Annotated in this window: 22 protein-coding genes and 1 tRNA gene; 22 read left to right on the forward strand and 1 reads right to left on the reverse strand. The window is 68.2% G+C overall.

The features are described 5' to 3' along the window. Window positions 1-34: 34 nt before the first annotated feature. The gene (locus WDZ95_RS18285; protein WP_425780550.1) at window positions 35-1,291 is read right to left on the reverse strand and encodes a nitrate- and nitrite sensing domain-containing protein; all 1,257 of its coding nucleotides are present in this window, start codon (window positions 1,289-1,291) and stop codon (window positions 35-37) included. Between the two features lie 47 nt (window positions 1,292-1,338). On the opposite strand from WDZ95_RS18285, the gene tsaD reads away from it, so the two are divergent. From tsaD to WDZ95_RS18395, 22 genes are all read left to right on the forward strand, one after another. Further along, on the forward strand, window positions 1,339-2,415 hold the full coding sequence (tsaD, locus tag WDZ95_RS18290) for a tRNA (adenosine(37)-N6)-threonylcarbamoyltransferase complex transferase subunit TsaD (protein ID WP_425780552.1): 1,077 nt from the start codon (window positions 1,339-1,341) through the stop codon (window positions 2,413-2,415). A gap of 72 nt (window positions 2,416-2,487) precedes the next feature. Continuing rightward, window positions 2,488-3,783, forward strand: a complete 1,296-nt coding sequence (locus tag WDZ95_RS18295) for a branched-chain amino acid ABC transporter substrate-binding protein (protein WP_425780554.1) — start codon at window positions 2,488-2,490, stop codon at window positions 3,781-3,783. Between the two features lie 22 nt (window positions 3,784-3,805). After that, a complete protein-coding gene (locus WDZ95_RS18300; RefSeq protein ID WP_425780556.1) occupies window positions 3,806-4,987 on the forward strand; it encodes a pyridoxal phosphate-dependent aminotransferase in 1,182 nt (393 codons plus the stop codon). Between the two features lie 133 nt (window positions 4,988-5,120). Next, window positions 5,121-5,387, forward strand: coding sequence for a 30S ribosomal protein S15 (gene rpsO / locus WDZ95_RS18305; protein WP_425780558.1), 267 nt, complete (start codon window positions 5,121-5,123; stop codon window positions 5,385-5,387). Between the two features lie 247 nt (window positions 5,388-5,634). Further along, complete coding sequence (pnp, locus tag WDZ95_RS18310) at window positions 5,635-7,809, forward strand: polyribonucleotide nucleotidyltransferase (RefSeq protein ID WP_425780560.1); 2,175 nt, start codon at window positions 5,635-5,637, stop codon at window positions 7,807-7,809. A gap of 22 nt (window positions 7,810-7,831) precedes the next feature. After that, window positions 7,832-8,821, forward strand: a complete 990-nt coding sequence (locus WDZ95_RS18315) for an NAD(P)H-quinone oxidoreductase (protein WP_425780757.1) — start codon at window positions 7,832-7,834, stop codon at window positions 8,819-8,821. Between the two features lie 91 nt (window positions 8,822-8,912). Further along, the gene (gene tpiA, locus WDZ95_RS18320) at window positions 8,913-9,653 is read left to right on the forward strand and encodes a triose-phosphate isomerase (protein ID WP_425780562.1); all 741 of its coding nucleotides are present in this window, start codon (window positions 8,913-8,915) and stop codon (window positions 9,651-9,653) included. A gap of 58 nt (window positions 9,654-9,711) precedes the next feature. Then, a complete protein-coding gene (secG, locus tag WDZ95_RS18325; RefSeq protein ID WP_425780564.1) occupies window positions 9,712-10,134 on the forward strand; it encodes a preprotein translocase subunit SecG in 423 nt (140 codons plus the stop codon). A 125-nt stretch (window positions 10,135-10,259) separates the two neighbouring features. Continuing rightward, a tRNA-Leu gene (locus WDZ95_RS18330) sits at window positions 10,260-10,344 on the forward strand. Between the two features lie 50 nt (window positions 10,345-10,394). Further along, on the forward strand, window positions 10,395-10,754 hold the full coding sequence (locus tag WDZ95_RS18335) for an NADH-quinone oxidoreductase subunit A (protein WP_166224442.1): 360 nt from the start codon (window positions 10,395-10,397) through the stop codon (window positions 10,752-10,754). A gap of 36 nt (window positions 10,755-10,790) precedes the next feature. Then, complete coding sequence (locus WDZ95_RS18340) at window positions 10,791-11,270, forward strand: NuoB/complex I 20 kDa subunit family protein (RefSeq protein WP_009520160.1); 480 nt, start codon at window positions 10,791-10,793, stop codon at window positions 11,268-11,270. Between the two features lie 28 nt (window positions 11,271-11,298). Beyond that, entirely contained in the window at window positions 11,299-11,922 is a 624-nt protein-coding gene (locus WDZ95_RS18345) for an NADH-quinone oxidoreductase subunit C (RefSeq protein WP_425780566.1), read from the forward strand. Between the two features lie 19 nt (window positions 11,923-11,941). After that, window positions 11,942-13,195, forward strand: coding sequence for an NADH-quinone oxidoreductase subunit D (locus WDZ95_RS18350; RefSeq protein WP_425780568.1), 1,254 nt, complete (start codon window positions 11,942-11,944; stop codon window positions 13,193-13,195). Then, on the forward strand, window positions 13,192-13,710 hold the full coding sequence (nuoE, locus tag WDZ95_RS18355) for an NADH-quinone oxidoreductase subunit NuoE (RefSeq protein WP_166224451.1): 519 nt from the start codon (window positions 13,192-13,194) through the stop codon (window positions 13,708-13,710). Before WDZ95_RS18350 ends, nuoE begins: the two co-directional genes overlap by 4 nt. Beyond that, on the forward strand, window positions 13,710-15,068 hold the full coding sequence (nuoF, locus tag WDZ95_RS18360; protein WP_425780571.1) for an NADH-quinone oxidoreductase subunit NuoF: 1,359 nt from the start codon (window positions 13,710-13,712) through the stop codon (window positions 15,066-15,068). The genes nuoE and nuoF overlap by 1 nt, the downstream gene beginning before the upstream one ends. Window positions 15,069-15,090: 22 nt before the next feature. Further along, the gene (nuoG, locus tag WDZ95_RS18365) at window positions 15,091-17,220 is read left to right on the forward strand and encodes an NADH-quinone oxidoreductase subunit NuoG (protein ID WP_425780573.1); all 2,130 of its coding nucleotides are present in this window, start codon (window positions 15,091-15,093) and stop codon (window positions 17,218-17,220) included. Continuing rightward, window positions 17,217-18,299, forward strand: a complete 1,083-nt coding sequence (nuoH, locus tag WDZ95_RS18370; RefSeq protein WP_166224460.1) for an NADH-quinone oxidoreductase subunit NuoH — start codon at window positions 17,217-17,219, stop codon at window positions 18,297-18,299. The genes nuoG and nuoH overlap by 4 nt, the downstream gene beginning before the upstream one ends. 16 nt (window positions 18,300-18,315) lie before the next feature. Then, on the forward strand, window positions 18,316-18,831 hold the full coding sequence (nuoI, locus tag WDZ95_RS18375) for an NADH-quinone oxidoreductase subunit NuoI (protein ID WP_166224463.1): 516 nt from the start codon (window positions 18,316-18,318) through the stop codon (window positions 18,829-18,831). A 16-nt stretch (window positions 18,832-18,847) separates the two neighbouring features. Then, window positions 18,848-19,492: an NADH-quinone oxidoreductase subunit J gene (locus WDZ95_RS18380; RefSeq protein WP_166224466.1), complete on the forward strand. Its 645-nt coding sequence runs from the start codon at window positions 18,848-18,850 to the stop codon at window positions 19,490-19,492. Between the two features lie 5 nt (window positions 19,493-19,497). Then, window positions 19,498-19,809, forward strand: coding sequence for an NADH-quinone oxidoreductase subunit NuoK (gene nuoK / locus WDZ95_RS18385; RefSeq protein WP_166230909.1), 312 nt, complete (start codon window positions 19,498-19,500; stop codon window positions 19,807-19,809). A gap of 6 nt (window positions 19,810-19,815) precedes the next feature. Then, window positions 19,816-21,837 carry an NADH-quinone oxidoreductase subunit L gene (nuoL, locus tag WDZ95_RS18390; protein WP_425780576.1) on the forward strand — a complete coding sequence of 674 codons (2,022 nt, stop codon included), beginning with the start codon at window positions 19,816-19,818 and terminating at the stop codon, window positions 21,835-21,837. 21 nt (window positions 21,838-21,858) lie between these two features. Continuing rightward, on the forward strand, window positions 21,859-23,340 hold the full coding sequence (locus WDZ95_RS18395) for an NADH-quinone oxidoreductase subunit M (RefSeq protein WP_166224472.1): 1,482 nt from the start codon (window positions 21,859-21,861) through the stop codon (window positions 23,338-23,340). Window positions 23,341-23,353 lie beyond the last annotated feature (13 nt).

The following is a 23,353-nucleotide window of genomic DNA, read 5'->3' on the forward strand; positions in this document are numbered from 1 at the left end:
GCCGGCCCCGGCTTTGTGCACCGCAGCAGTGCGCTCAGCGCGGCGGCAGCACCGCGGCCATGGCAAGCAGGGCCTCGGCCACGTCGACGATGCGCCGGTTCTGGTTCATGGCCATCTGCCGCAGCGTCTTGTGCGCCTCGGCCTCGCTGAGCTGGCGGTGCGCCATCAGCAGGCCCTTGGCGCGCTCGATCAGTCGGCGCTCGTTGAGGCTGGCGCGCGCGGCCTCGAGCTCGTCGCCCATGGCCTGCAGGCGGCGCGCCTGGTCGTGCACGAGTTCGAGCACCGAGCGCTCGATGGGCAGGCCGAAGCCCTGCGCCGCGCCCGGCGGCGCACTGGCGGGCGCGTGCGAGGGCGCGAGGTAGAACACCAGCGGATCGGGCGTGGCCTGTTCCGCGAAGGCGCCGAAGCGTTCGAGCTCGGCCTGGGCGTGTTCGATCTTGTGCTCGCAGGTGCCGCGCAGATCGGCCGTGAGGCGGTCCTCCACGGTCTTCATGGCGTCCATGCGCGCGCTGCAGACGTCGAACCAGGTCTGGCTGCGCTCGGGCTGCAGCGGCGCGCCGTGCGCGGCGGTGCAGACCACGCGGCGCAGGCGCTCGAGCTCGGCCAGGGTGTTGCTCGCGTGGGGCGCGCTCAGCAGGGCGCGCGTTTCGGGGGGTGCGAAGGCGTCGAACACCTCGAGGCAGCGCTCCTGCGACTCGATCAGGTGCAGCAGCCGCTGCTGCTCGCCCGCATCGGCCTGGCCGCGCGCGAACAGCGCCGCGCCCGCGGCGCGTTCCTGGCCCGCGAACTCCTTGCCCTGCATCAGGTTGAACAGCGCCACGAGCTGGCGCGAGACCTCGGGGTCGGTGGCGCTGTCGGCCGCTTCGAACACCACGGCCAGCAGCGCGGCGATCAGGCGCACGTAGGCCTCGGTGGCGCGCGCGGTGTCCCAGCCGCCTTCGCAAAGCTGGCGGCGCAGCGGCTCCAGGCCGTCCAGACCCTGCAGCACGCAGGCGATGCGGCTGAACAGGCGCGCGCCGTGACCGGCCTGGGCGGCGCCGGCGTCGAGCCGCTCGAACTGGGCGCGCCACTCGGCCTCGACCTGGCGCGAGGCCACGAGCTGCTCCAGCCGCGCCTCGGCGAAGCGCTTGCCCTGCGAGCCCAGGTAGAGGTTGGTGAGCCCGCGCTCGCGCTGCAGGCCATGCACCAGGCGCGCGGTCACGTCCACCAGGTGGGCGGTGAACGCCAGGCGCTGCAGGCCGTCGATCTCGCAGCGCTTGGCGGCCAGCAGGAAGTCGAGGCTGGTTTTCATGGGGGCGGACCAGCAACAAGCGTGCCGCACGTAAACTCGCGCCCCTCATGCGCATCCTCGGCATCGAATCTTCCTGCGACGAAACCGGCGTGGCCCTGGTGGACGCCAGCGGCAGCGGCGTGCCGCGCCTGCTCGGCCACGCGCTGCACAGCCAGATCGAGATGCACCAGGCCTACGGCGGCGTGGTGCCCGAGCTCGCGAGCCGCGACCACATCCGCCGCGTGCTGCCGCTGACCGACGCGGTGCTGGCCCAGGCCGGCCTGGGGCTGGACGCCATCGACGCCATCGCCTGCACGCGCGGCCCGGGCCTGGCCGGCGCGCTGCTGGTGGGCACGGGCGTGGCGCACGCGCTGGGCGTGGCGCTGGGCCGGCCGGTGCACGGCGTGCACCACCTCGAAGGGCATTTGCTGTCGCCCTTCCTGAGCGCCGATCCGCCGAGCTTTCCCTTCGTGGCGCTGCTGGTGTCGGGCGGTCACACCCAGCTCATGCGGGTGGACGGCGTGGGGCGCTACGCCCTGCTCGGCGAGACCATCGACGACGCGGCCGGCGAGGCCTTCGACAAATCGGCCAAGCTGCTCGGCCTCGGTTACCCGGGCGGGCCCGCGCTGTCGCGCCTGGCCGAGCACGGCGACCCGGCGGCCTACAAGTTTCCGCGCCCGCTGCTGCACAGCGGCGACCTCGACTTTTCCTTCGCCGGCCTCAAGACCGCGGTGCTCACCCAGGTGAAACGGCTGGCGCGCGCCGCGCCCGAAGGCCCGGCCACGAGCCACCTGGCCGACCCGCTGAGCCCGCAGGAAAAGGCCGACGTCGCCGCGGGCGCGCAGGCCGCGATCGTGGACGTGCTGGTGAAGAAATCGCTCGCGGCCCTGCAGGCCACCGGCCTGCGCCGCCTGGTGGTGGCCGGCGGCGTGGGCGCGAACGCGCGGCTGCGCGAGCAACTGAACGCGCAGGCCGCGCGCCAGGGCCTGCGCGTGCACTACCCCGAGCTTGCGCTGTGCACCGACAACGGCGCCATGATCGCGCTGGCCGCCGGGCTGCGCGCCCAGGCCGGCCTGCTCGACGGGGCCGAGGCCACCGGGCGCTTCGACGTCGCCCCGCGCTGGCCGCTGGCGCTAGTAGAGTAGCGCGCTGTCGCGCAAGCGACAGTGCACGGGCCGGCCCCGCCGGCCCGCAGTTTCACCACGGAGTTGAACCCCATGAACCCGATCTCCCGCCGCCGCGGCCTGGCCGCGATGGCCGCTGCCTGTCTGTGTCTGCCCGCCGCGCCCCTGGCCCTGGCCCAAGCCGCGCCCGCCGCCCCGCGGGGCGAGCCGATCCGCATCGCCATGATCGAAACCCTGTCGGGCCCGTTTGCCAACACCGGCGAAGCGGTGTTTCGCAACCTGGTGTGGGCCACCGAGCGCGTGAACGCGCGCGGCGGCGTGAAGCTGCCCGGCGGCGCGCGCCCGCTGCTGATCGAGCGCTTCGACAGCAAGGGCCAGACCGAAGAGGCGCTGTCGTCGCTGCGCCTGTCGGTGGACCGCGGCATCGTCATCGTGACGCAGGGCAATTCCTCGTCGGCCGCCGCGGCCATCATCGAGGCCATCAACAAGCACAACGAGCGCGAGCCGCAGCGCCGCCAGGTCTTCCTCAACTACTCGGCCGTCGACCCGGTGCTCACCAACGAGAAGTGCAGCTTCTGGCACTTCCGCTTCGACGCCCATGCCGACATGCGCATGACAGCGCTCATGGGCGTGCTGCGCGAGGACAAGGACTTGAAGCGCGTCTACCTGATCGGCCAGGACTACAGCTTCGGCCAGTCGGTGCTGCGCGAGGCGCGGCGCCAGCTCGGCGCGCAGCGGCCCGACGTGCAGATCGTGGGCGACGAGCTGCACCCGATGGCGCGCATCAAGGACTTCCTGCCCTACGCCAACAAGATCAAGGCCAGCGGCGCGCAGGCGGTGCTCACGGGCAACTGGGGCAACGACCTCACGCTGCTGGTGAAGGCCGCCCGCGAGGTCGGTTTCGACGGCCGCTTCTACACCTTCTATGGCAACGCCCTGGGCGCGCCCGCGGCCATCGGCGACGCGGGCATCGGCAAGGTGGTGGCCGTGGCCGACTGGTTCCCCAACACGCCCACGCCCGAGAGCGAAGCCTTCTACCGCCGCTTCCGCGAGCGCTTCCCCAAGCCCGAGGACGACTACGTGCACATGCGCCAGCAGCTCATGATCGAGGCGCTCGCGCAGGCCATCGAACGCGCGGGCAAGGTCGAGGCCGGCGCCATCGCTGCGGCGCTGGAACACGCCGACGTGGGTCTGGCCGGCCAGCGCGGCCGCATGCGCGAGGGCGATCACCAGTTCCAGCAGAACCTGGCCGTGGCCGTCATGGACCGCCAGGGCGTGCCCGGTGTGAAGTTCGACGTCGAAGGCTCGGGCTATGGTTTCCGCGTGATCCGCAACCTCACGCCGCAGCAGGCCGAGATGCCCCACACCTGTACCATGCAACGCCCTTGAACAAGGCAATGGAGTGATCGCGATGCGTGACGTGGTGGCGGGCCTGCAGGGCTCGCGCATTCGGGAAGTGGCCAACGAAGGCCTGGGGCGCGAGGGCGTGCTGGCCTTCTGGTTCGGCGAGAGCGACGAGGTCACGCCCGAGCCCATCCGCGCGGCCGCCGTCGCCTCGCTGCAGGCCGGCGAAACCTTCTACGCCCACAACCTCGGCCTGCCCGAGCTGCGCGAGGCCATTGCGGGCTACACCGACCGCCTGCACCCTGGCCGCGGCGCGGCGCACTGGTTCGGGCGCATCGCCGTCACCTCGGGCGGGGTCAACGGCCTCATGCTCGCAGCCCAGACCCTGGTGGACGCGGGCGACGAGGTGGCCGTGCTCACGCCGGCCTGGCCCAACCTCGCGGCGCAGCCCGCGATCCTGGGCGCGCGCGTGAAGACCGTGTCGCTGCGCCCGCAGGCCGGCGCCTGGACGCTGGACCTCGACGCGCTGCGCGCGGCGGTCACGCCGGCCACGCGGCTGCTGATCGTGAACGCGCCCGCCAACCCCACGGGCTTCACGCTCACGGCCGACGAGCAGCGCGCCATCCTCGCGCACTGCCGCGCCACCGGCACCTGGATCGTGGCCGACGAGGTCTACGAGCGCCTGTACTACGGCGACGACACCGCCAACGGCGCCGCGCCCAGCTTCCTCGACGTGGCCGAGCCCGACGACCGCCTGATCGTGGCGCACAGCTTCTCCAAGAGCTTCCTCATGACCGGCTGGCGCCTGGGCTGGCTGGTGCTGCCGCCCGCGCTCACCGAGCCCGTGGGCAAGCTCATCGAGTTCAACACCTCGTGCGCACCGGTGTTCGTGCAGCGCGGCGCGGTGGCCGCCATCGCCCACGGCGACGCCGTGACCCCGGCCCTGGTGGCCCACCTGCGGCATTGCCGCGACACCCTGGTGCCGCTGCTGCAGGCCGTGCCCGGCCTGGAACTGGCCACGCCGCGCGGCGGCATGTACGCCTTCTTCCGCCTGCCCGGCCAGGCCGACTGCCTGGACGTGGCCAAGCGCCTGGTGCGCGAGGCCGGCCTGGGCCTGGCCCCGGGCAGCGCCTTCGCGCCCGAGGCCACGGGCTGGCTGCGCTGGTGCTTCGCCAGCCGCGACACCGCCCGCCTGCAAGCCGGTGTGCAGCGGCTGCGCGGCTGGCTGGACAGCGCTGGTCTGGGGTAAAAAGCGCCGTCCGCGCGGTTTCAGCTAGAATGCGCGGTTGCCGTTCCGGTCGGAATGGCATTTCACGCCCGCCGCGGCCCGGCCATCGAGGCCCGTGCTGCAGCGGGACGCACGTCAACAGGAAGTACTCCACATGATCAGCCATCAAGCCAAGGCCGAGGTGATTGCCGCCAACGCCCGCGCCGCTGCCGACACCGGCAGCCCCGAAGTTCAGGTCGCTCTGCTGACCGCTCGCATCAACGAGCTCACCCCCCACTTCAAGACCCACGCCAAGGACCACCACGGCCGTCGCGGTCTGCTGCGCATGGTGAGCCGCCGCCGCAAGCTGCTCGACTACCTCAAGGCCAAGGACGCCGACCGCTACCTGGCCCTGATCCAGAAACTGGGCCTGCGCAAGTAATTTGAGCCGGGTGTGCCCACACGGAAAGCCTGAGTTGGTTCGCTGGCTCGGGCTTTTTGCGTTCTGCACACCGGCTTCTTGAGTCCGGAGTTCACACACCGTCCGAAGCTGTGTCATTCCAACGCCGTTGCGCCCCCGCGCAGCCGCTCTGGAATGGCATCGTGTTCTGGGTGCGTTCTCCGGGAAGGTGCAGTCCGCTGCACGCCATGCCGTCCGCAGGAAAGGGCGGCGCACAGGAGATGAACCCATGAGCATGTTCAACAAAGTCACCAAGACCTTCCAGTGGGGCCAGCACACGGTCACCATGGAAACCGGCGAGATCGCCCGCCAGTCCACCGGCGCCGTGCTGCTCGACATGGACGGCACCGTGGTGCTGGCCACCGTCGTGGCCCGCAAGGAAGCCAAGGCCGGCCAGGACTTCTTCCCGCTGACCGTCGACTACATCGAGAAAACCTACGCCGCCGGCAAGATCCCCGGTAGCTTCTTCAAGCGCGAAGGCCGTCCGAGCGAACTCGAGACGCTCACCAGCCGCCTGATCGACCGCCCGATCCGCCCCCTGTTCCCCGAAGGCTTCTTCAACGAAGTGCAGGTGGTGATCCACACGCTGTCGCTCAACCCCGAGGTCGACGCCGACATCGCCGCCATGATCGCGACCTCGGCCGCGCTGTCCGTCTCGGGCATCCCGTTCAACGGCCCGATCGGCGCCGCCCGCGTGGGCTACATCAACGGCCAGTACGTGCTCAACCCGGGCCAGACCGAGCGCCAGAACTCGCAGATGGACCTGGTGGTCGCCGGCACGCAGGCCGCCGTGCTGATGGTCGAGTCCGAAGCCGAGCAGCTCTCTGAAGAGATCATGCTGGGCGCCGTGGTGTTCGGCCACGAGCAGGGCAACATCGCGATCAACGCCATCAACGAGCTGGTGCGCGACGCCGGCAAACCCGAGTGGCAGTGGGAAGCGCCGGCGCGCGACGAAGCGCTGATCGCCAAGGTGAGCGAGCTGGGCGAAGGCGCGCTGCGCGCGGCTTACCAGATCCGCAACAAGCAGGCCCGCACCCAGGCCTGCCGCGAGGCCTATGCCGCCGTCATGAGCGGCCTCAAGGAAGCCGGCATCGAGTTCGACAGCGTGAAGGTCGAAGGCCTGCTGTTCGACATCGAAGCGCGCATCGTGCGCGGCCAGATCCTGGCCGGCGAGCCCCGCATCGACGGCCGCGACACGCGCACCGTGCGCGGCATCGAGATCCGCACCGGCGTGCTGCCCCGCACCCACGGCTCGGCGCTGTTCACCCGCGGTGAAACCCAGGCCCTGGTGGTCTCCACGCTCGGCACCGACCGCGACGCGCAGAAGATCGACGCGCTGGCCGGCGAGTTCGAAGACCGCTTCATGCTGCACTACAACATGCCGCCCTTCGCCACCGGCGAAACCGGCCGCGTGGGCAGCCCCAAGCGCCGCGAGATCGGCCACGGCCGCCTCGCCAAGCGCGCCCTGGTGGCCTGCCTGCCGAGCAAGGAAGAGTTCCCCTACACCATCCGCGTGGTCTCCGAGATCACCGAGTCGAACGGTTCGTCGTCGATGGCCTCGGTGTGCGGCGGCTGCCTCGCGCTGATGGACGCCGGTGTGCCGATGAAGGCGCACGTGGCCGGCATCGCCATGGGCCTGATCAAGGACGGCAACCGCTTCGCCGTGCTGACCGACATCCTCGGTGACGAGGACCACCTCGGCGACATGGACTTCAAGGTGGCCGGCACCACCAACGGCATCACCGCCCTGCAGATGGACATCAAGATCCAGGGCATCACCAAGGAAATCATGCAGGTCGCGCTGGCCCAGGCCAAAGAAGCGCGCATGCACATCCTGGGCAAGATGCAGGAAGCCATGGGCGAGGCCAAGACCGAGATCAGCGATTTCGCGCCGCGCCTCTACACCATGAAGATCAACCCCGAGAAGATCCGCGACGTGATCGGCAAGGGCGGCGCCACCATCCGCGCGCTGACCGAAGAAACCGGCACCCAGATCGACATCGGCGAAGACGGCACCATCACCATCGCGTCCAACGACAGCGCCAAGGCCGAAGAGGCCAAGCGCCGCATCGCCGAGATCACGGCCGAGGTGGAAGTGGGCAAGGTCTACGAAGGCCCGGTCACCAAGATCCTCGACTTCGGCGCCCTGGTGAACCTGCTGCCCGGCAAGGACGGCCTGCTGCACATCAGCCAGATCGCGCACGAGCGCGTCGAGAAGGTCACCGACTACCTGCAGGAAGGCCAGATCGTGAAGGTCAAGGTGCTCGAGACCGACGAGAAGGGCCGCATCAAGCTGTCCATGAAGGCGCTGCTCGAGCGCAACGGCGGCGGCGAACGCGGCGATCGTGGCGATCGCGCGAGCGCCGAGGCCGCTGCCCAGCAACAGCAGCAGCAACAGCAGTAAGGCGGGCGCAGCCATGCCGAGCATGCAGGTCGTCGAGATCAGCGCCTTCGGTGCACCCGAGGTGCTGCGCCTGGCCGAACGCGAGCGCCCCGTGGCGGGCGCGGGCGAGCTGCTGATCCGCGTCACCGCGTCGGGCGTGAACCGCCCCGACGTGCTGCAGCGCACCGGCAACTACCCCGTGCCGCCCGGCGCGTCCGACATCCCCGGCCTCGAAGTGGCCGGTGTGATCGAGTCGGGCGATGCCGCGGCGCTGGCCGAGGCCGGCCTGAAGATCGGCGATCGCGTGTGCGCGCTCGTGGCCGGTGGCGGCTACGCGCAGTGGTGCGTGGCGCCCGTGGGCCAGTGCCTGCCCGTGCCCGAGGGCCTGGACGACGTGGCCGCGGCCGCGCTGCCCGAAACCTTCTTCACGGTCTGGAGCAACGTCTTCGATCGCGGCCGCCTGCAGGCCGGTGAAACCCTGCTCGTGCAGGGCGGCACCAGCGGCATCGGCGTCACCGCGATCCAGATGGCCAAGGCGCGCGGCGCCGTGGTGATCGCCACCGCGGGCAGCGACGAGAAGTGCACCGCCTGCAAGGCGCTCGGCGCCGACCACGCCATCAACTACCGCACGCAGGACTTCGTGGCCGCGGTGGCCGACATCACCGGCGGCCGCGGGGTCGACGTGATCCTCGACATGGTCGCGGGCGCCTACGTCGCGCGCGAGATCGACTGCCTGGCCGAAGACGGCCGGCTCGTGATCATCGCGGTGCAGGGCGGCATCAAGGCCGAGATCAATGCCGGCCTGGTGCTGCGCCGCCGCCTCACGGTCACGGGCTCCACGCTGCGTCCGCGCCCCGTGGCGTTCAAGGCCGCGATCGCGCGTTCGTTGCGCGAGCACGTCTGGCCGCTGCTCGCGTCGGGTGCCATCAAGCCCGTGATCCACCAGGTGTTCGAGCCCGCGCAAGCCCGCGACGCCCACACGCTCATGGAATCGAATCGCCACATCGGCAAGCTGGTGTTGCGCTGGTCCTGAACATGAACCCCCACGCTCCGCACTTCGTGTCGTCGCTGCCCCCCGAGGGGGCGCGTGCCTCCCTTGGGGCGGCCCGGCGGGAAGCACAAGCATGAAAAAACTGATTGCCGGCAACTGGAAGATGAACGGCGGCCTGGCCGCCAACGAAGCGCTGCTGCGCGCGCTGCTCGCGCAGATCGGCACGCCCGCGGCCGAAGTGGCCGTGTGCGCGCCTGCGCCTTACCTCGCGCAACTGCAGTCGCTGCTCAACGGCAGCCCGATCGCCTGGGGTTCGCAAGACGTGTCGGCGCACGAGCAGGGCGCCTACACGGGCGAGATCTCGGTGGCCATGCTGCACGACTTCGGCTGCCGCTACGCCATCGTGGGTCACTCCGAGCGCCGCCAGTACCAAGGCGAGACCGACGCCGTGGTGGCCGCCAAGGCCCAGCGCGCGCTGGCCGGTGGTGTCACGCCCATCGTGTGCGTGGGCGAAACGCTGGCCGAGCGCGAAGCCGGCCAGACCGAGGCCGTGGTCAAGCGCCAGCTCGCGGCCGTGATCCACGCCGTGGCCCATTGCACGAGTGAGATCGTCGTGGCCTATGAGCCCGTGTGGGCCATCGGCACCGGCAAGACCGCCACGCCCGAGCAGGCCCAGCAGGTGCATGCCGTGCTGCGCGCCCAGCTCGCCGCGGCCACCACGCACCCCGAGCGCGTGCGCATCCTCTACGGCGGCAGCATGAACGCGGCCAATGCCGCGAGCCTGCTGGCGCAGCCCGACATCGATGGCGGGCTCATCGGTGGTGCGTCGCTCAAGGCGCCCGATTTCCTGCAGATCGTGGCCGCGGCCCGATGAGATGAACCCCGGGTCGATCGTGTGATCCGACCCGACTGAGAGAACCCCGGAGAATTCCATGAACGTTTTGCTGACCCTTCTGCTCGTGGTGCAGATCCTCGCGGCCCTGGGCATGATCGGCCTGATCCTCATGCAGCACGGCAAAGGCGCCGATGCCGGCGCCGCGTTCGGCGGCGGCGGCGCGGGCTCCGCGAGCCTGTTCGGCGCCTCGGGCGGCGCGAACTTCCTGTCGCGCACCACGGCCGTGCTCGCGGGCGTGTTCCTCGCGTGCACGCTGGGCCTCGCGTACTTCGGCAACCTGCGCCAGGCGCCGGCCTCGTCGGGCAGCGTGCTCGAGTCGGTGCCCGTCACGCCGGTGCAGCAGATTCCGGGCAGCACCACGCCGCCCGCGGGCAGTGCGCCCGCACAGAGCGCGCCCGCATCGAGCGCGCCCGCGCCGGCGCCCGCCCCCACGGGCGCGGGCCAGATCCCGGCCAAGTGATGCGATAAGGGCGCGCGCTTCAAAAAAGGGTGCGCCCCTCCTGAAACAGGGGTCGTTTCAGGGTAAACTCTATGAGTTGTCGCGATGGCTCACCCATCCCTCGTGAGCCAGGCAACGCAGACCCAGCCGACGTGGTGAAATTGGTAGACACGCTATCTTGAGGGGGTAGTGGCGAAAGCTGTGCGAGTTCGAGTCTCGCCGTCGGCACCAGATCGTTGAAAGCCCGGCCAGCAGGCCCGGCTTATGGAACCCGACCCACGATGAGCCTAGATCAGTACCTTCCCGTGCTTCTGTTCATCCTCGTGGGTATTGCGGTAGGCGTCATCCCCCAGGTGCTCGGGTACATCCTCGGCCCCAACCTGCCGGACGCCGAAAAGAACTCCCCCTACGAATGCGGCTTCGAGGCCTTCGAAGACGCCCGCATGAAGTTCGATGTGCGCTACTACCTGGTGGCCATCCTCTTCATCCTGTTCGATCTCGAGATCGCCTTCCTCATTCCCTGGGCGGTGGCCTTCACCGACATCGGGCTCACGGGTTTCGTGGCCGGTGTGGTGTTCCTGGCCATCCTCACCGTGGGCTTCGCCTACGAGTGGAAAAAGGGCGCGCTCGACTGGGAATGAACCCGTGCCCGCGCCGCGGGCATACCGGAGCTTCGCATGATTGAAGGTGTCTTCAAGGAAGGTTTCGTCACCACCAGCTACGACGCGGTGGTGAACTGGGCCAAGACCGGCTCGCTCTGGCCCATGACCTTCGGTCTGGCCTGCTGCGCGGTTGAGATGATGCATGCCGCGGCCGCGCGCTACGACATCGGCCGTTTCGGCTCCGAGGTCTTCCGCGCCAGCCCGCGCCAGTCCGATCTGATGATCGTGGCCGGCACGCTGTGCAACAAGATGGCGCCCGCCCTGCGCAAGGTCTACGACCAGATGGCCGAGCCGCGCTGGGTGCTCTCCATGGGCTCGTGCGCCAACGGCGGCGGCTACTACCACTACAGCTACTCCGTCGTGCGCGGCTGCGACCGCATCGTGCCGGTCGACGTCTACGTGCCCGGCTGCCCGCCCACGGCCGAAGCCCTGCTGTACGGAATCATCCAGCTGCAGCAGAAGATCCGCCGCACCCAAACGATCGCGCGCGCCTGAGGCGCCGCACAGCCGACGGCCCCACGCCATGACCGATCACGCCACCCCTTCCCACGCCATCGCGCCCGAAGACCTGCGCGAGCGTCTCGCGGCCTTGCTCGACGGGCGTGTGCGCTCGGTCGAGCTGTCCCGCGGTGAGGTCACGGTCACCGTGGCCGCTGCCGACTACCTGGGCGTGATGCTCGCGCTGCGCGACGCGCCCGAGGCGCGCTTCGAGCAACTGATCGATCTCTGCGGCATCGACTACTCCACCTACGGCGATGGACGCTGGGAAGGCGCGCGCTTCGCGGCCGTGTCGCACCTGCTGTCGGTGAGCCTGAACCAGCGCGTGCGCGTGCGCGTGTTCTGCCCCGAAGACGACTTCCCCGTGCTGCCCTCGGTCACAGCCATCTGGAACAGCGCCAACTGGTACGAGCGCGAGGCCTTCGACCTGTACGGCATCGTCTTCGAAGGCCACACCGACCTGCGTCGCATCCTCACCGACTACGGTTTCATTGGCCACCCCTTCCGCAAGGACTTCCCGCTCTCGGGCCACGTCGAGATGCGCTACGACGCCGAGCGCCAGCGCGTGATCTACGAGCCCGTGACGATCGAGCCGCGCGAGATCACGCCGCGCGTGATCCGCGAAGACAACTACGGCGGCCTGCACTGAAGGCGCGAGGCACACCGACATGGCAGAGATCAAGAACTACACCCTGAACTTCGGCCCGCAGCACCCGGCCGCGCACGGCGTGCTGCGCCTGGTGCTCGAACTCGACGGCGAGGTCGTGCAACGCGCCGACCCGCACATCGGCCTGCTGCACCGCGCGACCGAAAAGCTCGCCGAGCACAAGACCTTCATCCAGTCGCTGCCCTACATGGACCGTCTCGACTACGTGTCCATGATGAGCAACGAGCACGCCTACTGCCTGGCGATCGAGAAGCTGCTCGGCATCGAGGTGCCGATCCGCGCGCAGTACATCCGCGTGATGTTCAGCGAGATCACCCGCATGCTCAACCACCTGATGTGGCTGGGCTCGCACGGCAACGACTGCGGCAGCTCCACCATCCTGATCTACGCGTTCCGTGAGCGCGAAGACCTGTTCGACATGTACGAGGCGGTGTCGGGCGCGCGCATGCACGCGGCCTACTTCCGCCCCGGCGGCGTCTACCGCGACCTGCCCGACAGCATGCCGCAGTACCAGGCGAGCAAGGTGCGCAACCAGCGCGTGATCGACGAGATGAACCAGAACCGCCAGGGTTCCTTGCTCGATTTCATCGACGACTTCACCCAGCGCTTCCCGACCTACCTCGACGAGTACCACACGCTGCTCACCGACAACCGCATCTGGAAGCAGCGCACCGTGGGCATCGGCGTGGTGCCGCCCGAGCGCGCGCTCAACCTCGGCATGACCGGCCCCATGCTGCGCGGCTCCGGCATCGCCTGGGACCTGCGCAAGAAGCAGCCCTACGAGGTCTACGACCGCCTCGATTTCGACATCCCCGTGGGCAAGACCGGCGACACCTACGACCGCTACCTGGTGCGCATGGAGGAGCTCAAGCAGTCCAACCGCATCATCAAGCAGTGCGTGGACTGGCTGCGCGCCAACCCCGGCCCGGTCATCACCGACAACCACAAGGTCGCGCCGCCTTCCCGTGAGGCGATGAAGACCAACATGGAAGAGCTGATCCACCACTTCAAGCTCTTCACCGAAGGCTTCCACGTGCCCGAGGGCGAGGCCTATGCCGCCGTCGAGCACCCCAAGGGCGAGTTCGGCATCTACCTCGTGAGCGATGGCGCCAACAAGCCCTACCGCTTGAAGATCCGCGCCCCCGGCTTCGCGCACCTGGCCACGCTCGACGAGATGGCGCGTGGCCACATGCTGGCCGACGCGGTCGCCATCATCGGCACCATGGACATCGTTTTCGGAGAGATCGACCGATGAATGCCGCCGTGAGCGCTCCTGTGCAATTCTCTGCCGCCACCATCGCGCGTTTCGACCGCGAGGTGGCCAAGTACCCGCCCGAGCAACGCATCTCCGCGGTGATGGCCTGCCTGTCCATCATCCAGCAGGAGCAGGGCTGGGTGAGCACCGAGGCCGAGGCCGCGCTGGCCGCCTACATCGGCGTCGAGCCGATCGCGGTGCACGAGGTCACGACCTTCTACAACATGTACAACCAGCGGCCGGTGGGCAAGTTCAAGCTCAACGTCTGCACCAACCTGCCGTGCCAGCTGCGCGATGGCCAGAAGGCGCTGCACCACCTCGAGCACAAGCTGGGCATCGCGATGGGCGAGACCACGCCGGACGGCCTGTTCACGCTGCAGCAGAGCGAGTGCCTGGGCGCATGTGCCGACGCGCCCGTGATGCTGGTCAACGACCGCCACATGTGCAGCTTCATGAGCCACGACAAGCTCGACCAGCTGGTCGACGGCCTGCGTGCCGCGGAGGGCAAAGCCTGATGAATGCCGAACAGATCATTGGCCAGTTCGCCGCCACCGGCGTGCAGACCTGCTTCCATGGCCGCCACATCAGCCCGCAGATCTACGCCGATCTGAACGGCAAGAACTGGTCGCTCAAGGACTACGAAGCGCGCGGCGGCTACCAGGCGCTGCGCAAGATCCTGGGCAAGGACGGCGGTGAAGGCCTCACGCAGGACCAGGTGATCGCCACCGTGAAGGAATCGGCCCTGCGCGGGCGTGGCGGCGCGGGCTTCCCGAGCGGCCTCAAATGGAGCTTCATGCCGCGCCAGTTCCCGGGGCAGAAGTACCTGGTGTGCAACTCCGACGAGGGCGAACCGGGCACCTGCAAGGACCGCGACATCCTCATGTACAACCCGCACATCGTCATCGAAGGCATGGCGATCGCGGCGTACGCCATGGGCATCACCGTGGGCTACAACTACATCCACGGCGAGATCTTCGAGGTGTACGAGCGCTTCGAGGCCGCGCTCGAAGAGGCGAGGGCGGCCGGCCTGCTGGGCGACAACATCCTGGGTTCGGGCTTCTCGTTCCAGCTGCATGCCCACCACGGCTTCGGCGCCTACATCTGTGGCGAGGAAACCGCACTGCTCGAATCACTCGAGGGCAAGAAGGGCCAGCCGCGCTTCAAGCCGCCGTTCCCGGCCAGCTTCGGCCTCTACGGCAAGCCCACCACGATCAACAACACCGAGACCTTCGCGGCCGTGCCCTGGATCATCCGCAACGGCGGCCAGGCCTACCTCGAGATCGGCAAGCCCAACAACGGCGGCACCAAGATCTTCTCGGTCAGCGGCGACGTCGAGATGCCCGGCAACTTCGAGATCCCGCTCGGCACCCCGTTCAGCAAACTGCTCGAACTCGCGGGCGGCGTGCGCAAGGGCCGCCAGCTCAAGGCCGTGATCCCCGGCGGCTCGTCCGCGCCGGTGCTGCCCGCGCACATCATGATGGAGTGCACGATGGACTACGACTCCATCGCCAAGGCCGGCTCCATGCTGGGCTCGGGCGCCGTCATCGTGATGGACGACTCGCGCGACATGGTGGCTTCGCTCAAGCGCCTGTCGTACTTCTACATGCACGAGAGCTGCGGCCAGTGCACGCCCTGCCGCGAAGGCACGGGCTGGCTCTGGCGCATGGTCGACCGCATCGACCGCGGCCTCGGCAAGCCCGAAGACATGGTGCTGCTCGACAACGTGGCCGAGAACATCATGGGCCGCACCATCTGCGCGCTCGGCGACGCGGCGGCCATGCCGGTGCGCGCCATGATCAAGCACTTCCGCCACGAGTTCGAGGCCAAGATCGCCGCCGCGCAAGCCGCAGGCAACAACGCGGCCACGGCCTGAACCGAGGAACACGGACATCCCCATGGTTGAAATCGAACTCGACGGCCAGAAGGTCGAAGTGCCCCCGGGCAGCATGGTCATGCATGCGGCCGAGAAGGCGGGCACCTACATCCCCCACTTCTGCTACCACAAGAAGCTCTCGATCGCGGCCAACTGCCGCATGTGCCTGGTCGAGGTGGAGAAGGCGCCCAAGCCCATGCCCGCCTGCGCCACGCCGGTGACGCAGGGCATGATCGTGCGCACGCAGAGCGACAAGGCCGTCAAGGCCCAGAAGTCGGTGATGGAGTTCCTGCTCATCAACCACCCGCTCGACTGCCCGATCTGCGACCAGGGCGGCGAATGCCAGCTGCAGGACCTGGCCGTGGGCTACGGCGGCTCGGGCTCGCGCTACCAGGAAGAAAAGCGCGTCGTCTTCCACAAGAACGTGGGCCCGCTGATCTCCATGCAGGAGATGAGCCGCTGCATCCACTGCACGCGCTGCGTGCGCTTCGGCCAGGAAATCGCCGGCGTGATGGAGCTCGGCATGAGCCATCGCGGCGAGCACGCCGAGATCGAGACCTTCGTGGGCCAGTCGGTCGACTCCGAACTCTCGGGCAACATGATCGACATCTGCCCGGTGGGCGCGCTCACCAGCAAGCCCTTCCGCTACCAGGCCCGCACCTGGGAGCTCTCGCGCCGCAAGAGCGTGAGCCCGCACGACTCCACCGGCGCCAATCTCGTGGTGCAGGTCAAGAACCACCAGGTCATGCGCGTGGTGCCGCTCGAGAACGAAGCAGTCAACGAATGCTGGATCGCCGACCGCGACCGTTTCTCGTACGAAGCGCTCAACGGCCCCGACCGCCTCACCCAGCCCATGCTCAAGCAGGGTGGTGAATGGAAGACCGTCGACTGGCAGACCGCGCTCGAGTACGTGGGCGAAGGCCTGCGCCAGATCCAGGCCGAGCACGGCGCGAACGCCATCGGCCTGCTGGCCAGCCCGCACAGCACGCTCGAGGAACTGGCCCTGGCCGGCGCCCTGGTGCGCGGCCTGGGCAGTGCCAACATCGACAGCCGCCTGCGCGCGGCCGACTTCGGCAACGCCGCGCCCGCCCACAGCGCGCGCTGGCTGGGTCTGCCCATTGCCGAACTGTCCACGCTGCAGCGTGTGCTCGTGGTCGGCTCCAACCTGCGCAAGGACCACCCGCTGTTCGCACAGCGCCTGCGCCAGGCCGTGCGCCATGGCGCGCAACTGAGCGCACTGATCGCCGCCGAGGCCGACTGGGCCATCAAGCGCCGCCACACCCTGCTGGCCGACAGCCGCCAATGGGTGGGCGCGCTGGCCGGCATCGCCGCCGCCGTGGCCGCCGAGAAGGGTGTGAGCGCGCCCGTGGCCGCCGAGGTGAACGACACGCACCGCGCCATCGCGGCCTCGCTGCTGGGCGGCGAGCGCAAGGCGGTGCTGCTGGGCAACGCCGCCGCACACCACGAGAAGGCTTCCAGCCTGCTCGCGCTCGCGAACTTCATCGCCGAACACACCGGTGCCACCGTGGGCTACCTCGGCGAGGCCGCCAACACCGTCGGCGCGCAGCTCGCGGGTGCGCTGCCCGGTGAGGGTGGCCTCAACGCCGCGCAGATGCTCGGTGGCGCCGTCAAGGGCGCGCTGCTGCTCAACGTCGAAGCGCAAGACACCGCGCTGGGCCTCGACGGCCTGCAGAAGGCCGAGATGGTCGTCACGCTGAGCCCGTTCAAGACCAACCTCGAGGTGAGCGACGTGCTGCTGCCGATCGCGCCCTTCACCGAAACCTCGGGCAGCTTCGTCAACGCCGAAGGCCGTCTGCAGAGCTTCCACGCCGTTGTGCGCCCGCTCGGCGACACCCGGCCGGGCTGGAAGGTGCTGCGCGTGCTGGGCAACCTCATGCGCCTGCCCGGCTTCGACGCCGATTCCTCGCAGGCCGTGCTCGCCAAGGCGCTGCCGGGCGTGGAGCAGGGCGCCCTGGTGCCCGCCGCGCGCCTGGACAACCGCAGCCAGGGCGCCATCGACACCACGCCCGCGCAAACCGAGCCGGTCGTGGCCAGCATCTACCAGCTCGACGCGCTCGTGCGCCGCGCGCCTGCGCTGCAGCTCACGGCCGATGCCCGTCGGGCGCGTGCCGAAGAAGGAGCCGCAGCGTGATCGACGCCATGTACAACGGTGGCCTGGGCCTGATCAATGCGCCCTGGTGGACAGGCGCCGCCTGGCCCGTTCTCTGGGCCCTGATCAAGATCGTGGCCGTGCTCGCGCCGCTCATGGGCGCGGTGGCCTACCTCACGCTGTGGGAGCGCAAGCTGCTCGGCTGGATGCAGGTGCGCCACGGTCCCAACCGCGTGGGCCCCTTCGGCCTGCTGCAGCCCATCGCCGATGCGCTCAAGCTGCTCACCAAGGAACTGATCCGCCCGAGCGCGGCCGCCAATGGCCTGTTCCGCCTCGGGCCCATCATGGCCATCATGCCGGCGCTGGCCGCCTGGGTGGCGATTCCCTTCGGCCCCGAGGCCGTGCTCGCCAACGTCAACGCGGGCCTGCTCGTCATCCTCGCCATCACCTCGATCGAGGTCTACGGCGTGATCATCGCGGGCTGGGCCTCGAACTCGAAGTACGCCTTCCTGGGCGCGCTGCGCGCCTCGGCGCAGATGGTGAGCTACGAGATCGCCATCGGCTTCTGCTTCCTGGTGGTCGTGATGACCGCGGGCAGCCTGAACCTGGCCGAGATCGTGGCCTCGCAGAACCGCGGCACGGGCGCGGGCATGGGCCTGAACTTCCTGTCGTGGAACTGGCTGCCGCTGCTGCCCATCTTCATCGTCTACCTGATCTCGGGCGTGGCCGAAACCAACCGCCACCCCTTTGACGTGGTCGAAGGCGAGGCCGAGATCGTGGCCGGTCACATGGTCGAGTACTCGGGCATGGGCTTCGCCATCTTCTTCCTCGCCGAGTACGCGAGCATGTGGCTGGTGTCCATCCTGGCCGTGCTGATGTTCCTGGGTGGCTGGCTGCCCCCGCTCGACAGCGATCTCTTCAACTGGATCCCGGGCTGGATCTGGCTCGGCATCAAGACCTTCTTCGTGGTCTCGCTGTTCATCTGGATCCGCGCCACCTTCCCGCGCTTCCGCTACGACCAGATCATGCGTCTGGGCTGGAAGATCTTCATTCCCGTCACGCTGGTGTGGCTGCTGCTCGTGGGTGCGCTCATGAAGTCGCCCTGGAACATCTGGCACTGAGGACAGGGGAACCAACATGTCCACCTCCACGACCGCCGTCGCGCCGTTCAGCTTCCGCGACTTTTTCAAGAGCTTCATGCTCGTCGAGCTCTTCAAGGGCATGGCCCTGACGGGCCGCTACGCGCTGCGCCGCAAGGTCACCGTGCAGTTCCCCGAAGAGAAGACGCCGCTGTCGCCGCGCTTCCGCGGCCTGCACGCGCTGCGCCGCTACGACAACGGCGAAGAGCGCTGCATCGCCTGCAAGCTCTGCGAAGCCGTGTGCCCGGCCATGGCCATCACCATCGAGAGCGATGTGCGCGACGACGGCACGCGCCGCACCACGCGCTACGACATCGACCTCACCAAGTGCATCTTCTGCGGCTTCTGCGAGGAGAGCTGCCCGGTCGACTCCATCGTGGAGACGCACATCTTCGAATACCACGGCGAAAAGCGCGGCGATCTCTACTTCACCAAAGAGATGCTGCTGGCCGTGGGTGACCGCTACGAACCGCAGATCGCCGCGGCGAAGGCGGCCGACGCCCCGTACCGCTGAGCCCATCAGAGATCCCATGGACTTCACGACCGGTTTCTTCTACCTGTTCGCGGCGGCCTTGCTGTTCGCGGGCTTTCGCGTGGTCACCGCGCGCAACGCGGTGCACGCCGTGCTCTACCTCATGCTCGCGTTCTCGCAGGCCGCGGCGCTCTGGCTGCTGCTCAAGGCCGAGTTCCTGGGCATCACCCTGGTGCTCGTGTACCTGGGCGCGGTCATGGTGCTGTTCCTGTTCGTCGTGATGATGCTCGACATCAACATCGACGCGCTGCGCCGCGGCTTCTGGAGCCACTTCCCGCTGGCGGCCCTGATCGGCGCCGTGGTGGCGGGCGAACTCATCGCCGTGCTGTGGGTGGGCTTCCCGAGCATCGCGAACAACGCGCCCGCGGTCTCGCCCACGGTGTCCAACACGCGCGAGCTCGGCAAGCTGCTCTACAGCGCCTACCTCTATCCCATCCAGGTCGCGGGCTTCATCCTGCTCGTGGCCATGGTCGCGGCCATTGCGCTCACCCTGCGCCAGCGCAAGGACAGCAAGGCCATCAACCCGGGTGACCAGGTGCACGTGCGCGCCAGCGACCGCCTGGTGGTGGTGCCCATGGCGGCCGTGAAAACCGCCGCCCCGACCGCTCCCGCCGCCACCGCCGAAGAGGGCAAGAAGGCATGAACGCCATGAACCACCTGGGCCTGGGCCACTTCCTCGCGGTCGGCGCGATCCTGTTCGCGATCTCCGTCGTCGGCATCTTCCTCAACCGCAAGAACCTGATCGTGCTGCTCATGGCCATCGAGCTCATGCTGCTCGCGGTCAACATGAACTTCGTGGCCTTCTCCCACTTCCTGGGCGATCTGCACGGCCAGGTGTTCGTGTTCTTCATCCTCACCGTGGCAGCGGCCGAATCGGCCATCGGCCTCGCCATCCTCGTGCTGCTGTTCCGCAACAAGTCGTCGATCAGCGTCGAAGAACTCAATACGCTCAAGGGCTGACCGGACATGAGCAACACGCTTTCCGCTTCCACGCTGCTGGCCGTGCCGCTCGCGCCCCTGGTGGGCTCGGCCGTGGCCGGCATCCTGGGCACGGCCTTCGGCGGTAACGTCATCGGCCGCCGCGCCTCGCACGGGGCCACCATCCTCGGTGTGCTCGTGGCCTTCATCCTGTCGGCCATGACGCTGTCCGACGTGATCGGCGGCGCGCGCTTCAACCAGACCATCTACGAGTGGATGGTGATCGGCGGTCTCAAGATGGAGATCGGCTTCCTGGTCGACGGGCTCACCGCGATGATGATGGTGGTGGTCACCTTCGTGTCGCTCATGGTGCACCTCTACACCATCGGCTACATGGCAGAGGACGAGGGCTACAACCGCTTCTTCGCCTACATCTCGCTGTTCACCTTCTCCATGCTCATGCTGGTCATGAGCAACAACCTGCTGCAGCTGTTCTTCGGCTGGGAAGCGGTGGGTCTGGTGTCGTACCTGCTGATCGGCTTCTGGTTCAACAAGCCCTCGGCCATCTTCGCCAACATGAAGGCCTTCCTGGTCAACCGCGTGGGCGACTTCGGCTTCATCCTCGGCATCGGCCTGATCGTGGCCTACGCCGGCACCATGAACTACACCGAGATCTTCGCCAAGGCCGGCGAACTCGGCGCCCTGGGCTTCCCCGGTACCAGCTGGATGCTGGTCACCGTGATCTGCATCTGCCTGTTCATCGGCGCCATGGGCAAGAGCGCGCAGTTCCCGCTGCACGTGTGGCTGCCCGACTCCATGGAAGGCCCGACCCCCATCTCGGCGCTGATCCACGCCGCCACCATGGTGACGGCCGGCATCTTCATGGTCGCGCGCATGAGTCCGCTGTTCGAGCTCTCGGACACCGCGCTCAACTTCGTCATGGTGATCGGCGCCATCACCGCGCTGTTCATGGGCTTCCTGGGCATCATCCAGAACGACATCAAGCGCGTGGTCGCGTATTCCACGCTCTCGCAGCTGGGCTACATGACCGTGGCGCTCGGCGCGTCGGCCTACTCGGTCGCGGTGTTCCACCTGATGACGCACGCCTTCTTCAAGGCGCTGCTGTTCCTGGCCGCGGGCTCTGTGATCATGGGCCTGCACCACAACCAGGACATCCGCTGGATGGGTGGCGTGCGCAAGTACATGCCCATCACCTGGATCACCTCGCTGCTGGGCACGCTCGCGCTGATCGGCACGCCGCTGTTCTCGGGCTTCTACTCGAAGGACTCGATCATCGAGGCGGTGCACTTCAGCAACCTCCCCGGCGCCGGCTTCGCGCACTTCGCGGTGCTCGCCGGTGTGTTCGTGACCTCGTTCTACTCGTTCCGCCTGTACTTCCTGGTCTTCCATGGCCAGGAGCGCTACGACCAGAACCCCGACGCGCACCACGATGACCACCACCACGACGACCACGGCCATGGCGACGGCAAGCCGCACGAGTCGCCCTGGGTCGTGACGCTGCCGCTGGTGCTGCTGGCCGTGCCCTCGGTGTTCATCGGCTTCTTCACCATCACCCCGCTGGTGTTCGGCGACTTCTTCCGCGACGCCATCACGGTGAACGCCGCGGCCCACCCCGCGCTCACCGAGTTCGCCAAGATCTTCCACGGTCCGCTGGCCATGGCCGCGCACGCGCTGAGCACGCCGCCGCTGTACCTGGCCCTGGCCGGTGCGGTGAGCGCCTGGTACTGCTACCTCGTGAACCCCGCGGTGCCGGCCGCCATCGGCCGCGCGCTCAAGCCCCTCATCACCATCCTCGAGAACAAGTACTACCTCGACTGGTTCAACGAGAACGTGCTCGCCCGGGGCGCGCGCGCCCTCGGCGTGGGCCTGTGGAAGGGCGGCGATCGGGGCGTCATCGAAGGCGGCGTGGTCAACGCGAGCTGGAAGCTCGTGGGCCTGATCTCGTCCGTGGTGCGTCGCTTCCAGACCGGCTACCTCTACCACTACGCGCTCATGATGCTGGTGGGGATCATGCTGTTCATGACGTACTTCGTCTGGCTCGCGAAATAAGACAACAGAAAGAAAGCCACCATGGGTTTGCTGAGCCTTGCCATCTGGACGCCCATCGCCTTCGGCATCGTGCTGCTGGCGCTGGGCCGTGACGAGCACGCGGGCATGGTCCGCTGGGTCGCGCTGATCGGCGCCATCGCCGGTCTGGTCGTCACCCTGCCGCTCTACACCGGCTTCGAGGTCGGCAGCGCGGCCATGCAGTTCACCGAGAAGATGCTCTGGATCGAGCGCTTCAACATCCACTACCACCTGGGTGTGGACGGCATTTCGCTGTGGCTGGTGCTGCTCACGGCCTTCATCACCGTGATCGTGGTGATCGCGGGCTGGGAGGTGATCACCGAGCGCGTGAACCAGTACATGGGCGCGTTCCTGATCCTGTCGGGCCTGATGATCGGCGTGTTCGCCGCGCAGGACGGCATGCTGTTCTACGTGTTCTTCGAGGCCACGCTGATCCCGATGTACCTGATCATCGGCATCTGGGGCGGCCCGAACAAGATCTACGCCGCGTTCAAGTTCTTCCTCTACACGCTGCTGGGTTCGCTGCTGCTGCTGATCGCGCTGATCTACCTCTACGTGCAGTCCAAGGGCAGCTTCGCGCTCACCGACTGGTACGCGCTGCCGCTGGGCAAGACCGCGCAGACCCTGCTGTTCTTCGCCTTCTTCGCGGCCTTCGCGGTGAAGGTGCCGATGTGGCCGGTGCACACCTGGCTGCCCGACGTGCACGTGGAAGCGCCCACAGGCGGCTCTGCCGTGCTGGCGGCCATCATGCTCAAGCTCGGCGCCTACGGCTTCCTGCGCTTTTCGCTGCCCATCCTGCCCGACGCCTCGCACCAGTGGGCCGGCCTCATGATCGGCCTGTCGCTGGTGGCGGTGATCTACGTGGGCCTGGTGGCCATGGTGCAGCAGGACATGAAGAAGCTCGTGGCCTATTCGTCGGTCGCGCACATGGGCTTCGTCACGCTGGGCTTCTTCGTCTTCAGCGACCTCGGCGTCAGCGGCGCCCTGGTGCAGATGGTGTCTCACGGCTTCGTGTCGGCCGCCATGTTCCTGGCCATCGGCGTGCTCTACGACCGCGTGCATTCGCGCGAGATCGCGTCCTACGGCGGTGTGGTCAACACCATGCCGCGCTTTGCCGCCTTTGCGCTGCTGTTCACCATGGCCAACGCCGGCCTGCCCGGCACCGCGGGCTTCGTGGGCGAGTGGATGGTGATCATCGCGGCGGTCAAGGCCAACTTCTGGATCGGCCTGCTGGCGGCCTCGGCCCTGATCTTCGGCGCCGCCTACTCGCTGTGGATGTTCAAGCGCGTCTACCTCGGTGAGCCGGGCAACGACGACGTGCGCGCGCTCACCGACATCAACGCCCGCGAATTCCTCGTGATGGCGCTGCTCGCGATCGCGGTGCTCGCCATGGGCGTGTACCCCAAGCCCTTCACCGATGTGATGGACCCCTCGGTGGCCGAGCTGCTGCGCCACGTGGCCCAATCCAAGCTCCCGCTGAACTGAAGAGAGCCCTCCC

The sequence above is a fragment of the Hydrogenophaga sp. T2 genome, assembly GCF_049843535.1.
In the GTDB taxonomy this organism is placed as follows: domain Bacteria; phylum Pseudomonadota; class Gammaproteobacteria; order Burkholderiales; family Burkholderiaceae_C; genus Hydrogenophaga; species Hydrogenophaga crocea.